Below are 15984 nucleotides of genomic sequence, written 5' to 3'. Positions count from 1 at the left end.
GACTAGCCTACTTTCTTGAGGAAGTCTATGATTGGCTCTCTGTCATGGTTGGATAAAGACGCAAATCCTTCCAAGAGCTCCCTTTGAGCATTTAATGTATCATCAAAGGCCTTTTTGATGTGCTCCGTGTTGAATGGAACAAGATTGTCAATCTTTCCATCACTGTATGACTCTACATATCTTCTTAATACTAGCAAAACAAAATTTGGCGCAATGTCAAGTAATGTAATAATTGCATTCTTCAAATCCTTCTCCCTTGTGTTAGAATCTTTTTCAAGAAATTTATTCATGATCTGAGTTCTTTCCTTGTCTGTCTCTGATACAGAAGCTGCAACAAGCAACCCACTGTCAGTTAGTTGATAATATGGAACTCCCTGCTCTTGGAGCGCTTTTGGGCCGCGCTTTATTGGCAGCCTCCCAGCTTCTTCTACTAATTCCAGAGGAAGGAGAATTTCGTCTAAATCTCTAAAAATTCCAGAGTAGATATTCTGCCATGTAGTTCCGTTTAGTTCAGCAAGCTTGTGTGCAATTGCAGTACGTGTCTTTCTTGTTGGTAAAGTCTCGGCTGCAAGATGAATAATTATTCCTCGCTGTCGCATCGCTTCACCTGTAAACTCTTTATCCTTTGTCTTAAAAGTCCGAAAAACTGATAGACTTGGACTTTGTTTTTTTATCTTTGTCATTATTACTCACTATTTTTAAAATGACTCTTGTATTACAAGCCAATAATTTTTCATGGTTTGATAATCTAGAATTTTCATTTTGTGATATTATCCTATTTTACCAAGATATAAGAATTTGTGGCATGTGAAAATTATAACAATTTTCTTTTTCTTCAAATATGTTCTATGTGTATTTGTAAAAAATTTCATGTGTTTTTTATTTTGTCATATGGTTTACTTGACAAATGTGAAAAGGGATTTAGGTTACCCTCATCTTAGATATGAAATATGCTAATCTCACCTAATGAATTGCTAAAGAAGATTGAAAAACCAGATTTAATTCTTGTTGATTCAAGATCATACAAGGATTATTTGGAAGGACACATTCCAGGTGCTGTAAATCTTGATTTTTTCTATTATCATTGGTCTGATACCTCAAAAGATGGAATAAATGCATTTGAAAAACAGATGGAAAATCTTCTCTCTTTTTTGGGTGTGACAAATAACAAGACAGTTGTATTTTATGATGAAATTTCTGGAATGAGTGCAGCAAGGGGTGTCTGGACTCTGATGTATTTTTCACACCCTAATACATTCATGTTAGATGGGGGATTTAAGAAATGGAAGAGTCTTGGTCTTGTTACAGAAACCAAGACAAATGGATTCAAACCAGAAAAATTTTCAGGCAAGATTAACAAAGATGTAATTGCAGGTTATGAATACATCAACAAAAAGATTGGCAAAATCAAGCTTCTTGATGCAAGAGGCAAAGATGAATACAATGGAGTCACAATCAGGGCTGCAAGAAAGGGACACATCCCAACTGCTATCAATATTGATTGGATGCTAAATGTAAATGATGACGGTACTATGAAATCAAATGAGGATCTTGCCAAGACGTATAATTTTTCAAAAGATGATGAAATTATAACATATTGTCAGGGAGGATATCGTGCAGCGAATTCTTTTGTAGCATTAAAATTACTTGGTTTCAAAAATGTCAAGGTCTATCTTGGTTCTTGGGGTGAGTGGGGAAACAAACTTGACTTGCCAATAGAACTTTCAAAAACTTAATCTAATTATTATAAAAAATGTACGATGAGCGCACATTTGTTAATTTCAAAAACATAAAATTTACTTTGCAAGAATTAGATTAATATAGCCTCTTTCAATGAGCCTTTGGTGATGGTGCTTAACAAGCGTTCAAAATTGTCGCTTTTAGTTATAGCTGCGGGATTGACAATTGCACTATCAACATTTGTGTCAACAACTCCAGCATTTGCAGCCGACACTTCTACTACTAGTAGCGGATTAACAAAACCACTTTTGGCAATTGCAGCCGCAATTGCAATCGCAGGTGGTCTTATTGGTACTGGTAATGCACAACAGGGTATTGGTGCAGCCGGTATGGGTATTATTGCTGAGAAACCAGAGAAGTTTGGTCAGGTATTGTTCTTCTTTGTCATTCCAGAAACTCTTTGGATTATTGGTTTCGTATTAGGAATCATATTGTTACTTGGCATACTATAGTGGTTTTCAGTAATGAGCATTGAAACGTTCATTCAAGAGATAGAGAGTAGAAAGCGAAAAGAGCTTGATGGTCTTGAAAAAGATCTGGCTGAAAAAAAATCAAAGCTCCAATCAGAGATGAATCACACTATCAAAGAGATTCAAGAACGTTTTTCAACTGAGGCCAAAATAAAATCAGAAAGAGAACAAGCAAGAATAATCGAAGCTTCAAAACTCCAAGCAAAGAAAATAATGTTTGATGCTATAAATGCCAATATGCAATCTGCTTTTACCGTAATACAACAAGAGATTGAAAATTATTCAAAGAGTCCACAGTACAAGAAAGCTCTTGAAACTATGGTTAGCAATTCAAAAAAGAAACTTGGTCAAAATATTATCGTTCATTGCCGAGAAGAAGACAAATCAATTCTCAAAGAACTTGGAGTAACCACAAGCAAGTCAATCAAGACCCTTGGTGGAATCATTGCAGAAAACAAAGAAGGAACAAGAGAATTGGACCTTACTTTTGAAGAATTACTTAGAACCAATGAAGACCAAGTCAAGAGCTTCCTCTCGGAGAAAATGTAATGCCAACATCACAATACGCATCATCATTTGGTAGACTACAAGCAATTTCACTTAATCTTCTTTCAAAAGAAACAATACAAAATCTAATGAAGGCAAAAGACGAGACTGAGATGGTAAAGACGCTTGAGTCTACTTGGTATAAAACAGAAATTGAAAAGGCTGCAACAATTTTCAAACAATCCGAATTATTAGAAGTTGCACTTAACAGACATCTTGTATATATCAACAAAACTGCATTGGAAGCAACTCCATTTAGTGGCAAGTCTGCTGTCAGGGCATATCTTTCAAAATGGGATATTTACAATATTGAACTTATACTCTCTGCAAAGAGTATGGGAAGACCAATCTCAGAGACAGAATCATTTCTTGTCTCAAGCAGAAATGTTCCTGCAGGAATATCTGCTGGAAATATCTCACATGATGAGATGAAAATAATTTTATCTCAAACTGGAGTTGATGGTGTTGTACATCAGCTTGTAAAATACAATTATGGAACAGTTTTGATGCAACATCTAGAAATATATCAAAAGACAGGCGATCTCGGACCTATGATGTCTGCACTCCAGTCTTTCTATTATCATAATTTGCTAGAGTCACTCAAATTCTTCCAAGGTGATGAGGGAATAATTCGTGATCTGATAAGAACAGAAATAGATAAAAAGAATATTCTCAGTATCCTCAAAGCTAAAGAATCTGATCTTGACAAGGATATAGTAAGCAAACATCTAGTCGAAGGTGGAAAAATTACCAAAAATGAATTGTTAGATGTATATGGAGCAAAAGATGTGGCAGAAATTGTAGGTAGAGTCGAAAATAGATTCATGCTAGTCAACGCACTAGCACAATACAAGCAATCAAAGAGTCTGATTGACTTTGAAATTGCATTGGATAAATTCATAAATTCTGAATATGTCAAAAAATTGAAAAATATTGCACTTTCAATTGGTACTATATTCTACTTTATCATCAACACAGAACACGAGCGTGAAAATATCAAAAGGATCGCTTATGGTAAACGCTATAACCTATCCCCCGAATACATTAATTCATTATTACTAATAGAGTGAGAAAATGTCAAAACAACAATCTGAAACCAGTGGAAAAATAGCAGTAGTAGGAGAGCGAGAACTTGTTATAGGATATAATCTTCTAGGAATAGAAGACACCTTCATTACAAGTGGCGAAGAGGCAAGCAAGATAATTCAAGATCTCTTTGCATCCGGTAACTATAGTCTAATTATTGTAAGTGATGTTGTTCGAAGTAGCCTTCCTGCGATCTTTAGGAAAAAGATCGAAGGTTCGATCGAACCTTTGGTAATATTCATGCCTGCTTTAGAAGGTAATATTCAAGAAGAATCTATTGCTGTACTAGCAAAGAGAGTGTTAGGAATAAGTATACCCTCGAGTTGATGATGATAAATGGCTGAAGGAATAATCACAAGAATCTCAGGTCCTGTAGTAATCGCAAGTGGCCTTGAAGGCGCACAAATGTTTGACGTTGTTCGCATTGGTGATATGGGACTAGTAGGAGAAATAATTAAAATCGACGGAATCAAGGCAACAGTTCAAGTTTATGAAGATACAACTGGTCTTCGCCCAGGAGAGAAGGTAATCAATACAAAAAGACCACTCTCAATGCAGCTTGGACCAGGTTTACTAAAATCAATTTATGACGGAATCCAAAGACCATTAGATATTCTAAGAGAACAAAGTGGTGATTTTATCAGTAGAGGAAAAGTCATTCCTGCACTAGACCAGAAAATAAAATGGGACTTTGTTCCATTAAAGAAAAAAGGAGATCATGTTTCGCCTGGAGAAATAATTGGTGAAGTTCAAGAAACTCCACTTATCATGCATAAAATAATGGTTCCTTACAATGTTAAAGGAATACTGACTGATATTTCTGAAGGCAAGTATACTGTTAATGATATTGTTGCAACCGTACAAAATGGAACCAAGACAGAAATTGGTCTGTCCAGCTGGTGGACTGTAAGAACTCCAAGACCAGTTCTACGCAAGTTACCTCCGGAGGAACCATTGCTTACTGGACAAAGAGTACTTGATACTTTCTTCCCAGTTGCAAAAGGTGGCACAGCTGCAATTCCAGGTCCATTTGGAAGTGGAAAGACAGTAACTCAGCAGCAGCTTGCAAAATGGGCTGACAGTAATGTGATTGTCTATGTAGGTTGTGGAGAAAGAGGAAATGAAATGACTGAGGTTCTTACAACATTTCCAAAACTTGAAGACCCCAAATCAAAGAGACCTTTGATGGAGCGTACAATTCTTGTTGCTAATACTTCTAACATGCCAGTAGCTGCACGTGAAGCAAGTATCTACACTGGTATTACAATGGGAGAATATTATCGTGATATGGGATACGGTGTTGCATTAATGGCAGACAGTACTTCAAGATGGGCAGAAGCACTCAGAGAAATTTCTGGTAGACTAGAAGAAATGCCAGGTGAAGAAGGATATCCAGCTTATCTAGGTAGAAGACTGGCAGAATTTTATGAGAGAGGTGGAAAAGCAGTTGTAATTTCACCTGAAGAGCGTGTAGGTTCTCTTACACTTGTCGGTGCAGTATCTCCACCAGGTGGTGACTTTTCAGAACCAGTATCTCAAAACACACTTAGAGTAACAAGAGTTTTCTGGGCACTTGACGCAAGCTTGGCATCAAGAAGACACTTTCCGTCAATTAACTGGCTAACCAGCTATTCACTTTATGCAGACGGCATGGGAGATTGGTACAAGAATAATGTATCAGCAACATGGATTTCATCAAGAAAAGAAGCACTTGAAATTTTACAAAAAGAATCTGAGTTGCAAGAAATTGTTCAGCTTGTAGGTTACGACGCACTTCCAGAACCAGAAAAAGGTGTACTAGATACTGCAAGATCAATTAGAGAAGACTATCTTCAGCAGAGTGCATACGATGATGTGGATACATACACATCAATTGGAAAACAATTCTTAATGCTATCTACAATCTTAGAATTTGGTAAGATGGAAGCAGATGCAATCAAGAAAGGAATTACATCTGTAAAGATTGGCCAGTTAGAATCAAGAAAAATGATATCGAAAATTAAATGGACAAAGGAAGATCAAGTTGAACAACTAGTAAAGGACACAAAAAGCAAAATGCAACAAGAATTTTTAACATTATTAACGGAGGCAACACGATAAATGACTGATATTTCATACAAAACAATTTCAAAGATTGCAGGTCCTCTAATGTTTGTAGAGGGTGTAGAAAATGCAGCTTATGGTGAAATGGTAGAAATAAAACTACCAAATGGTGAAAGAAGACAAGGTCAAGTTCTTGATACAAGACAAGGTCTTGCAGTTGTTCAGGTCTTTGGTGCAACACTAGGTCTTAACATTGGTGATACATCAGTAAGATTCCTTGGAGAGACTGCACAGTTGGCAGTATCTGACGAAATGTTGGGTCGTGTATTTGACGGTCTTGGAAATCCAAAAGATAATGGTCCAAAAATTGTTTCTAAAACCAAAGTTGACTTGGTAGGTTCTGGTATTAACCCATATTCAAGAGAAGAACCATCTGAATTCATCCAAACTGGAATGTCTAACATTGATGGAATGAATACTCTAGTCAGAGGTCAGAAACTTCCAATATTTTCAGGTGCAGGTCTTCCTCATAACTTACTTGCAGCACAGATTGCAAGACAAGCCAAAGTTCTCGGAGGCTCAGAGAACTTTTCAGTAGTCTTTGCAGCAATGGGAATTACAAGTGAAGAAGCAAACTTTTTCGTAAAACAATTTGAAGAAAGTGGAGCACTTGGAAGAACTGCACTATTTCTAAATCTCTCATCTGACCCATCAATGGAGCGTCTACTTACTCCAAGACTTGCATTAACTACTGCAGAATATCTTGCTTATGAAAGAGACATGCATGTTCTTGTAATTATGACTGATATGACAAACTATTGTGAAGCATTAAGAGAAATTTCTGCTGCAAGAGAAGAAGTTCCAGGAAGAAGAGGATATCCTGGTTACATGTACACTGACTTGTCATCATTATACGAAAGAGCGGGAAAAATCAAGGGAAGAAACGGTTCTGTTACTCAGATTCCAATTCTTACAATGCCTGCAGACGATATCACTCACCCAATTCCAGATCTTACTGGTTACATTACAGAAGGACAGATTGTCATGAGTCGAGATCTACACAGAGGAGATATTCACCCTCCCGTGGATGTCTTGACAAGTCTTTCACGTTTGATGAACCAAGGTATTGGGAAGGGAAGTACAAGAGAAGATCACCGAAGCCTTGCAGACCAACTTTATTCATCTTATGCACAGGGTAAAGATGCAAGATCATTGGCTGCAATCGTAGGTGAAGAAGCTCTTAGTGACCTTGATAGGAAATTCATGAAAGTTGCTAATGACTTTGAAAGAAAATTTGTCAACCAAGGAATGGACGAGAACCGTTCAATTGAACAAACTTTGGATATTGGCTGGGAACTACTAAGTGAATTATCAGACTCTGAACTTAATCGTATCAAGCCAGAATTAATCGAAAAGTACAGAAAGAAATCTGGTGCAGGTGCATAAAATTGCCATCAGTAATTAACATTAGACCAACCCGTCTTGAATACATCCGTACAAAACGAAGAATCATTGTTGCAAAAAAAGGTCTAAAATTACTCAAGCTAAAAAGACAAGCGCTAATTTTGGAGTTCTTTAACACCAGCAAGAGTGTGGCCTCACTTAGAAGCGGTCTTCAAGCAGAACTAGTAAAAGGATATCAAGCCATTCGAATGGCTGAGATGCTTGCTGGCGCTATGAGACTAGAAAACGAAGCCATGAAGATCCCACAATTAAATAAATTACATATTACTCCAAAGAACGTTATGGGTGTTCGAATTCCAAAGATTGAGGGTGGAAAAAGCAATCAAGCACTCACAGAACACCTCTTGGAATTGCCTCCATCAATTAATGAAGCAATCAAAGCATTTCAGAATGTACACAAGATGGTTCTTGATGTAGCAGAAAAGGAAACAACACTTCGTAAACTATTACTTGAGATTGAAAAAACAAAAAGAAAATCTAATGCTATTGAAAACGTATTCATCCCCAGATTGCTCGCTGCAATCAAATTCATCATATTCCGACTAGATGAGATGGAACGAGATACTTTCATGATGCTAAAGACTGTAAAACGAAAGATGGGAGAAAGAGAACAAGAAGCTTTACTGAAAAAGGAGAAAGAAATTCTTGCCTAGATTTGTAAATGCCCAACAGAGAAAGTTCTTTATGATAATCAGAGCATTTAAGCTAGGAAATATTCTTGCTACAATCGGCTTGGCACTGTATGCAAGCAAGCACTTTTGGGGAGTTTAAAATGTCTACATCAGAAAAATATGTACATTCACTTGCAAAAATAAAAGAAGCAGAAGATAAGATTCAAAAAGAAATTGATGAGCAAAAGAAGAAAGTAGTAGAGGAATTAAGAAATTTAGAAATTCATGTTACTCAATCAATTACAACTGCAAAATCAGATGGAGAAAAATTAGTTGAATCATCTATGGAACAGGCAAGAAAGAAAGCAAATGCTGAAACAGAAAAAATTGTAGAAGAGGCAAAAAATAAGGCAAAAACAATTTCTTCAAAAATTGATTCTCATATAGTTAAAGAAATAATTGATATTTTACTAAAAGAGGTATAGATCTTGGTTCTAAAACCAGTACCCATGGAAAAAATTGCAGTGCTTGGACTGCGAAAAGAAAATCAAACTGTAGTGTCTATTTTACACGATCTTAATGTTGTACAGTTAGAACCGCTCTCAAAAGAAGTAATTCCCTTGCTAAGAAATGAGCGTGATAATGACCAATTCAGACAAGTTTCAGATCAACTTTTACGAATGAAGGCTCTGAAAACTGTACTTCCTCCAATAGAGGCAACACAGTGCCAAAGATTTATCTCTGTAGACCAAATTATGCAGGCTACAAAATCTATCAATATAGATGACAAAGTTGCAACCTTGGAAAAAGAAAAGGAAAGTCTTCTGACACAACATAACGAGACAGAAAATAATATAAAACTAGTTGAAGAGTTCTCATTTTTCCCAGAAGACTTTAGTGTTCTTCAATTAAAGATGGCCCACTCTTACTTTGGTAGAATGAATTCAAAGAACTATTCTGCTTTTAAAAAGGCACTTGATGTTAACAGTCAAGATGTTTTTATCAATACTAAAGAAGGAAAAGATACCACAAGTATGGTTCTTGTCACATTTCCAAACTTTCCACCACATGCACTTGCCACTATAGTTCAAGAATATGATGTAAAGTTAGAGGCAGTTCCAAAACTAGATGGAAAGGCAGATCATCTAATTCAAAAACTCAAAACAAAACAGTCCGAGATCTCACAAAAACTAAAAGAAGTTGAGATACAGCTAGATGAAATCTCAAAGACTCATTATGTTAATATCGTATGCATAGAGGAGCAACTCGAAATTGAGAATAGAAAACTTGAAGTCATTGATAACTTGGGAGTTACATCCGACTCGTTTGCACTTGAAGGCTGGATACCAAAATCAAAGGTAAATCAACTAAGAGCAGTATTTGAAAAACATACCAAAGGTACAATGCTGTTTGAACTTGAAACAGACGAGCATCCTCCGACACAATTTGATAATCCAAAAAGATTCAAACTGTTTGAGGCTTTTATCCGATTCTATTCTTTACCACAAGGCAAAGAATTTGATCCTACACTCATCTTTGGTATACTCTTCCCGATATTCTATGGTATGATGGTAGGAGATGCAGGATATGGACTTTTTATACTTCTAGTTTGTCGGTGGGTTATTCGAAGAATCGAAGGTGGAAAGAGAGACATTAACATTATGCCGGGTATGTTGCGAAAGTTTGCACTGAATATATTGAAAAGACGACAGATGGTAAAACTTGCAAAAGCAATGACACCGGGTGCTATCATTGCAATAGGATTAGGATTTGTGTTTAACCTCTACTTTGGATTCCATCTTAACGGTTACCTATTTGGTTTTCTCAATAGCCATTTAGGTTTGCATCTTCCAGCAGATGGAACAATATTCAGTCCAATTACTAGCCTAAGAAAACTATTGCTAATTAGTGGATACATTGGTCTTGGAATGGTCACATTTGGTCTAATTCTTGGTATTTTGAACAGTTTGCGTGAAGGTCTCAAAAAACATGCGATTGGTAAAGTAGGCTGGTTACTCTTTGGTTGGGGTGTAGTACTCTTTGGACTTGCACTAATGCATCATCAACATGTTAACCCCGTACATAGTGCACAAGGTGCAGCCTACATAGGCTTGATGATAGGTGGAATTGGACTAATGTTTGTAGGAGAAGGTCCAAGAGCAATCATGGAATTGCCATCCATTGTAAGTCACATACTCTCATACACCAGACTTGTTGGTATTCTTTTGGCATCTGTTATCTTGGCTGATGTAATTGACTTTATCTTTATGAAAACATTACATCATTCAATTCCTTTCATTATTCTTGGAACAATAATACTCTTCATAGGTCACATATTCAATATTGTAATTGGTGTCTTTGAACCAGGTATTCAGGGAGCTAGGTTAATCTACGTTGAATTCTTCTCAAAGTTCTATCATGGTAATGGAAGAGCATTCAAACCATTTGGAACTGCAAGAAAGTTTACCTTTGACCAATACGAAATGCAAATAGAAAAGAAATAGAAATTTTAATAATATTTTAATTCATTAACGTCCAAAGTTCTTGTACAATATCTGCATCTTAGAACAAGTCCTGTTTTGTCAACAACGTCCATGATGGGTTGAATATCCTCATCACTATTTGTTATACAATCTGGATTTGAACATCGAAAAATTCTCTCTATTTGATTTGGCAAGGCAACACGTCTCTTCTCAACTAATTTGTAATCTCGAATTATGTTTACTGTAGCCTTTGGTGCAATAAGTGCAAGTTTATTTGTATCTGTATCTTGTAGAAATTTATTCTCAACTTTTATGATGTCTTTTTTTGCAACTTTGGAGCTTGGAACATTTAGTGCAATTGTAATTACATTACCATCTCTCCCGTCTATTCCCAATGCACTCAATACTTTCAATCCTTTTCCAGATTCAATATGATCAATTACAGTTCCATTTTTGATTCTCCTTACGATAAGATCAGACTCTGACATTGGAATAGTTTGTATACTACTCATATATAATAGTGAATTGCTAATGAGCAATTCTTTTTTCCAAAAAGATATTGTCTCAGTGAGAGATTTTGATAAACAAAAGTTTGAAACTGTTTTCCAAGCAACTGACAAAATAATTGAGATGAACCCAAATGAGAGAAGGGAACTTGTACGTGGAAAGACACTTGGATATCTATTCTTTGAACCTAGTACTAGAACCAGATTAAGCTTTGAGGCAGCAATGGCCTCAATCGGGGGCACTTCCCTTGGAATATCTGATGCCTCATCATCTTCTGCAAAAAAGGGTGAAAGTCTTGCAGATACAGTAAAAATCATGTCTTTGTATTCCGATGTCTTGATTCTTAGGCACCAACTTGATGGTTCTAGCAGATTTGCAGCAGAAATTTCAGAAAAACCCCTGATTAATGCAGGAAGTGGCACAGAAGAGCATCCAACACAGGCAATACTTGATCTTTATACAATTAGAAAAGAAAAAAAGAAAATTGACGGTCTCAAAATAGGAATTGTTGGTGACCTAAAATATGGAAGAACCGTCTACTCTCTTTTGTATGCTCTGAGCAATTACAATGTCAATGTAAAACTGATATCTCCTCCTTCACTTAAAATCCGATCTGATTCAACTTATGAAATAAGAAAAAAACTTCAGTATACTGAGACTAGTGATCTGGAAGAAAATATTGAAGATCTAGATGTAATATATGTAACAAGAATACAAAAGGAAAGATTTGCTGACATTGAAGAATATGTCAAAGTAAGAGGAAGCTACAAAATTGGTACAGAACTTGTAAAGAAAATAAAAGATGATGCCATCATAATGCATCCGCTACCGCGTCTTGATGAGATATCTCCAGAGATTGATTCTACAAAGCAGGCCAAGTATTTTAAACAAGCACAATATGGAAAAGATACACGTGCCGCACTTCTTGCATTAATTCTAAATGAAAACGGAATATAATTTTATTAAAGAAATAAAATTTTTTACATTGCAACTAGTTTGACATTGTCCATCTTTTTGTTTGTCTGAAAGTCTCGTGTCATTATACTAATCTTTGAGGCATCTCCATGTAGCAAGAAAAGTTCCATGCATTTGTTACCATCTACTTTACTATGTAGATGAGTACCAATCAAATCTTCATGATTGTGTTTGATTCCAGTTACAACTTGTTCTGATTCTTCATCATGAACAACCATGAGAATAGCATGAATTGATCCAGACAGTGTGCCATGCTGTTTTTCTTCTGCCACTAGGTTTCGTATGCCTGCTCGAATAATTTCAGACCTGCCAGAAAACCCCATTGTTTTTTGTATCCTGTCTAATTCGGAAAGTATCTCGTCATTGAGAGATATAGAGACTATTGGCATGAAATTTGTGTTATTAAGTATCTTATAAGTTTAATAGTAAAAATTATTAACATTTTATAAATTTATTAATAACTTAAGAACAAAATTAGTGTTGAAAAAACTCACACAAGTAGAAATCATTGGTGGGATTACAGCTGCAATCATCATAGCTGTTGTTGTTTTAACAAGTACTAATATTTCCCAACAGCAAAACACACAAAGTGCAATATCGTCTGCCAGTTCGAGTTCAACATCAAAAATACAAATAGTTGCCGCTGAAAATTTTTGGGGTAGTTTAATATCTCAGCTTGGAGGAACGCATGTCCAAGTGTTGAGTGTTGTTTCAGATCCTAATGCAGATCCACATGAATATGAAAGCAACAGTGCAGATGCTCAAGCAATTGCAACTGCTAATTTTGTAATTGTTAATGGAGCTGGGTATGACGATTGGGCTCTAAAAATTATTGCAGCAAGCAATAATTCAAATCAAAAAGTTTTGAATGTGGCAGATCTTCTAGGAAAAAAAAGTGGTGACAATCCTCATTTTTGGTATGACCCTACTTATGTGAATGAAACTGTGAATAAGATGTATTCAGATCTTGTTTCTATTGATCCCACTAATACTGCATATTATACACAACAGTATACTAACCTGAATGCATCACTTGGACAATATAACAGTAGAATCAACGAGATCAAGCAGCAGTTCCATGGAACACGAGTAGCATCTACAGAGAGCATCTTTGTATATATTGCAAACGCTACAGGTCTTGACCTTGTATCTCCTCCTGAATTTATGGAATCTGTTGCTGAAGGAAACGATCCGTCGGCACAGAGCGTTGTACAATTTCAGCAGCAGCTTCAGGGCCAGGGCGGAAATTTGACAGTATTGGTCTACAACGAACAAACAGTAACACCACTCACGCAAAGTATCAAGGCACTTGCTGCTAAAGAAGGCATTCCAACTGTTGGTGTAACGGAAACCATACAACCACCAGATGTTTCGTTCCAAGATTGGATGAATGGAGAATTACTTACTCTCCAAAACGCACTTAATGCCCAAGCCCTCGGAAAATGATAAATGAGCACATTACATTCCAAGATTATTACAGCTGAGCACGTGGTAGCCGGCTATCAGGACAAGACCGTCTGGAGTGACGCCAGTTTTGACATTGATCGTGGTGAGTTTGTGGCCATTATTGGTCCTAACGGAGCAGGCAAGACAACTCTATTTCGTTTGCTTCTTGGCTTGCAGCAACCAATTAGCGGCACTATTGAGATATTTAATGCCCTGCCTAAGCGTGGAAATCCGCAGATTGGTTATGTGCCACAGCGTCATACAATTGACAGCGAAACTAATATTGAATCACTTGAATTAGTACGATTAGGTTTTTCAGGCAAACAGTGGGGTTTTAATTTGTTTTCACAAAAGGATCGTAAAGTCGCTTTTGATGCATTGGAAGCTGTTGGAGCGAAAGATCTAGCACATCATCCCCTCAGTGTATTGTCAGGTGGAGAACTACAGAGGATATTTCTAGCCGAAGCATTGGTAAGTAATCCAGATATATTATTACTCGATGAGCCATTGTCAAATCTTGACATGAGGCGCGAGAAAGAATTGTTGCAACTTGTCAATAACGTGGTTCGATCGCGTAACGTAACAGCATTACTGATTGCTCATAACATTAATCCTCTTTTACCGTTTCTTGATAAAGTGGTTTACATCGCCAATGGCAAGCTGGCAACCGGGAAGCCAAAAGAAGTCCTGACATCCGAGTCTCTCACTGCTTTGTACGGGGTTCCTATTGAAGTACTAAAAGATTCCAAGGGTAATATTGCAATTATAGGTATTGAGGACAGCCATGGCCATGAATAGTATTCCCTTCAGCATCAATTTACTTGCTGACTTGCAAAAGATGTTTCAGTTTGAGTTTATGCAACATGCATTTGAGGCAGGAACAATAGTCGCAATCATAGCAGGTATTGTTGGATATTTTGTTGTGTTGCGTCGTTCGTCGTTTGCAGCGCATGCACTTGCTCACATTGGTTTTGCTGGTGCAGCAGGAGCAGTATTATTTGGAATCAGACCTGTTTTTGGACTCTTGTTGTCTACAAGTGTCAGTGGCTTTGTGATGGCTATACTTGGTTCTCGCGCAGCCCATCGTGATACTCAGATCGGTATAGTTCTTGCATTCATGCTAGGTATGGGCGTATTATTCATCAGTCTCTATACTGGTTATGCAACTGAAGCATACTCTATCTTGTTTGGAGAAATACTGGGCATTAGTAGCAACGATGCTCTTTTGACACTTGTTGCCGGTTCAATAATTTTAGCTGCAGTAGCGGTTGTATATAGACCGCTTTTATTCTCATCACTTGATGAAGAAGTAGCAGAAGCAAAGGGAATGCCGGTGCTTTTGCTTGGTATTATTTTCATGCTTTTAGTTGCAGTTGCGGCATCGATTGCTGTTCAAGTAGTAGGTGTTCTTCTTATTTTCTCACTAATGGTTACACCAGCGGCAACCGCTCAACGATTAGCAAAACGACCACAGCGAGTTATCATAATCTCTGTAGTTATTGCTCTAATGGCAACATGGTTGGGACTCTTTATTTCATTTTATGAGCCGTATCCGGTAAGTTTTTTCATAACAAGCATAGTGTTTGTTTTCTACTTGTTTGTTCGGTTCGTTTATCAAAGAATTAAACCAAAGAAAATTTATCAGACTAATTTTCAGTGATTGTATGTTAATACAAGAAAGTGATATCGTTTAATTTTTTTATTCCTTATTAGAAAGAAAATCTTCAAGTATTTTAGAATAAAGTCATTGAGATTAAGAAACAAATTTGTACTAAAAACTATTGAATATTCTAAAATTTAATTACAAAATCAAATTTTGATCTTTATAGTATATTCTATGAGTAATAATTTGATATTAAAACAATTGAGATAGAATCATGTTTTTATCAAAGTCTAGGGCATACAAAACAATGAAGCCAAAAACATTAGGTATACTATTTGGTCTATTATCTATAATTACTGTTGCAGGTGTAGCACCAGCATTTGGGCAAATTGATTCATCAGGTAATATTGTAAATGCTAATATGGAATATACTGCAAAAGCTTCTGATAGTACAACCGTTGTAATAACTACAACAGCTTTTACAAGTGGACAACCATTAGTATTAGGAATTGAATTCAATGACAGTAATGGAAATTTTGTAAAGCATCAGAATTATGCAATTACTATCATACAAGATAATGATACTATATTATCAAATCAACATGCTCATACTCATACTGGAATGGATATTCAGGTTACTCAGAATCTTTTATCTACTGATCAAATCAATATCCAGATGACACTTCTAGGTGTTGGTCTTCCGACAACAGATCCATCCACCTGGACAGGTGTTAAAGGTGAAGTACTTAGTTTTTCTCAAGTTGCATTAACCAATACAACCATACCAGAATTTGGTCCAGTAGCATCAATAATTCTTGCAATTGCTGTATTGAGCGTTGTAGTGTTTGCTGCAAAGACTAGAGTAATTCCTAGATTCTAAAATCAACTTTCTTTTTATTTCAAAATGTGATCTTATATTATAGGAAATTATCATAAGCAATTTTCTAGTATCAAGCAAGTTCAATTCAGGGAATTAGCTGAGAGATTTTTATAGTAGCTCTGAATCACAC

At 36.4% G+C, this 15984-nt stretch carries 19 protein-coding genes; 16 read left to right on the top strand and 3 right to left on the bottom strand.

Features of this window, described 5'->3' with window-relative positions:
* Positions 1–2 precede the first annotated feature (2 nt).
* On the bottom strand, positions 3–683 hold the full coding sequence (locus tag C0Q33_RS06255; protein ID WP_101477750.1) for a hypothetical protein: 681 nt from the start codon (positions 681–683) through the stop codon (positions 3–5).
* A gap of 267 nt (positions 684–950) precedes the next feature.
* Here C0Q33_RS06255 and C0Q33_RS06250 point away from each other — a divergent pair, with 267 nt between their 5' ends.
* The 11 genes from C0Q33_RS06250 (at position 951) to C0Q33_RS06205 (ending at position 10464) form a co-directional block, all read left to right on the top strand.
* Positions 951–1736, top strand: a complete 786-nt coding sequence (locus tag C0Q33_RS06250; protein WP_101477749.1) for a sulfurtransferase — start codon at positions 951–953, stop codon at positions 1734–1736.
* A 135-nt stretch (positions 1737–1871) separates the two neighbouring features.
* Positions 1872–2192 carry a F0F1 ATP synthase subunit C gene (locus tag C0Q33_RS09520; protein WP_245867358.1) on the top strand — a complete coding sequence of 107 codons (321 nt, stop codon included), beginning with the start codon at positions 1872–1874 and terminating at the stop codon, positions 2190–2192.
* A gap of 12 nt (positions 2193–2204) precedes the next feature.
* Entirely contained in the window at positions 2205–2759 is a 555-nt protein-coding gene (locus C0Q33_RS06240; protein ID WP_101477748.1) for a V-type ATP synthase subunit E, read from the top strand.
* On the top strand, positions 2759–3826 hold the full coding sequence (locus tag C0Q33_RS06235) for a V-type ATPase subunit (RefSeq protein WP_101477747.1): 1068 nt from the start codon (positions 2759–2761) through the stop codon (positions 3824–3826). The genes C0Q33_RS06240 and C0Q33_RS06235 overlap by 1 nt, the downstream gene beginning before the upstream one ends.
* Positions 3827–3830: 4 nt before the next feature.
* Positions 3831–4169, top strand: coding sequence for a V-type ATP synthase subunit F (locus C0Q33_RS06230; protein WP_101477746.1), 339 nt, complete (start codon positions 3831–3833; stop codon positions 4167–4169).
* 9 nt (positions 4170–4178) lie between these two features.
* On the top strand, positions 4179–5942 hold the full coding sequence (locus tag C0Q33_RS06225) for a V-type ATP synthase subunit A (RefSeq protein ID WP_101477745.1): 1764 nt from the start codon (positions 4179–4181) through the stop codon (positions 5940–5942).
* Complete coding sequence (locus C0Q33_RS06220; protein ID WP_101477744.1) at positions 5943–7331, top strand: V-type ATP synthase subunit B; 1389 nt, start codon at positions 5943–5945, stop codon at positions 7329–7331.
* A gap of 2 nt (positions 7332–7333) precedes the next feature.
* Positions 7334–8002, top strand: a complete 669-nt coding sequence (locus C0Q33_RS06215) for a V-type ATP synthase subunit D (RefSeq protein WP_165776459.1) — start codon at positions 7334–7336, stop codon at positions 8000–8002.
* Entirely contained in the window at positions 7995–8120 is a 126-nt protein-coding gene (locus tag C0Q33_RS09595; protein WP_281258835.1) for a hypothetical protein, read from the top strand. The genes C0Q33_RS06215 and C0Q33_RS09595 overlap by 8 nt, the downstream gene beginning before the upstream one ends.
* Position 8121: 1 nt before the next feature.
* Complete coding sequence (locus C0Q33_RS06210; RefSeq protein ID WP_101477742.1) at positions 8122–8445, top strand: hypothetical protein; 324 nt, start codon at positions 8122–8124, stop codon at positions 8443–8445.
* A gap of 3 nt (positions 8446–8448) precedes the next feature.
* Positions 8449–10464, top strand: coding sequence for a V-type ATP synthase subunit I (locus tag C0Q33_RS06205; protein ID WP_245867356.1), 2016 nt, complete (start codon positions 8449–8451; stop codon positions 10462–10464).
* Positions 10465–10469: 5 nt separating this feature from the next.
* Here the strand turns inward: C0Q33_RS06205 and pyrI are convergent, their stop codons facing one another.
* Positions 10470–10931, bottom strand: coding sequence for an aspartate carbamoyltransferase regulatory subunit (gene pyrI / locus C0Q33_RS06200; RefSeq protein WP_101477849.1), 462 nt, complete (start codon positions 10929–10931; stop codon positions 10470–10472).
* Between the two features lie 43 nt (positions 10932–10974).
* Here pyrI and pyrB point away from each other — a divergent pair, with 43 nt between their 5' ends.
* Positions 10975–11907 carry an aspartate carbamoyltransferase gene (gene pyrB, locus C0Q33_RS06195; RefSeq protein WP_101477741.1) on the top strand — a complete coding sequence of 311 codons (933 nt, stop codon included), beginning with the start codon at positions 10975–10977 and terminating at the stop codon, positions 11905–11907.
* A 23-nt stretch (positions 11908–11930) separates the two neighbouring features.
* Here pyrB and C0Q33_RS06190 read toward each other — a convergent pair whose 3' ends face one another.
* Positions 11931–12314, bottom strand: a complete 384-nt coding sequence (locus C0Q33_RS06190) for a CopG family ribbon-helix-helix protein (RefSeq protein WP_101477740.1) — start codon at positions 12312–12314, stop codon at positions 11931–11933.
* 91 nt (positions 12315–12405) lie between these two features.
* Here C0Q33_RS06190 and C0Q33_RS06185 point away from each other — a divergent pair, with 91 nt between their 5' ends.
* From C0Q33_RS06185 to C0Q33_RS06170, 4 genes are all read left to right on the top strand, one after another.
* A complete protein-coding gene (locus tag C0Q33_RS06185) occupies positions 12406–13371 on the top strand; it encodes a metal ABC transporter solute-binding protein, Zn/Mn family (protein WP_165776458.1) in 966 nt (321 codons plus the stop codon).
* A 3-nt stretch (positions 13372–13374) separates the two neighbouring features.
* Positions 13375–14169 carry a metal ABC transporter ATP-binding protein gene (locus C0Q33_RS06180; protein WP_101477738.1) on the top strand — a complete coding sequence of 265 codons (795 nt, stop codon included), beginning with the start codon at positions 13375–13377 and terminating at the stop codon, positions 14167–14169.
* Positions 14162–15031 (top strand): metal ABC transporter permease, encoded by an 870-nt coding sequence (locus C0Q33_RS06175; RefSeq protein WP_101477737.1) that lies wholly within the window; start codon positions 14162–14164, stop codon positions 15029–15031. The genes C0Q33_RS06180 and C0Q33_RS06175 overlap by 8 nt, the downstream gene beginning before the upstream one ends.
* Before the next feature lie 250 nt (positions 15032–15281).
* Positions 15282–15854: a PEFG-CTERM sorting domain-containing protein gene (locus C0Q33_RS06170; RefSeq protein WP_165776457.1), complete on the top strand. Its 573-nt coding sequence runs from the start codon at positions 15282–15284 to the stop codon at positions 15852–15854.
* Positions 15855–15984: the final 130 nt, after the last annotated feature.

It is taken from the genome of Candidatus Nitrosotalea bavarica, assembly GCF_900167955.1.
In the GTDB taxonomy this organism is placed as follows: Archaea; Thermoproteota; Nitrososphaeria; order Nitrososphaerales; family Nitrosopumilaceae; genus Nitrosotalea; species Nitrosotalea bavarica.
Note: the sequence above shows the minus strand (reverse complement) of the source record. Positions and strands in the feature narration are given on the sequence as shown.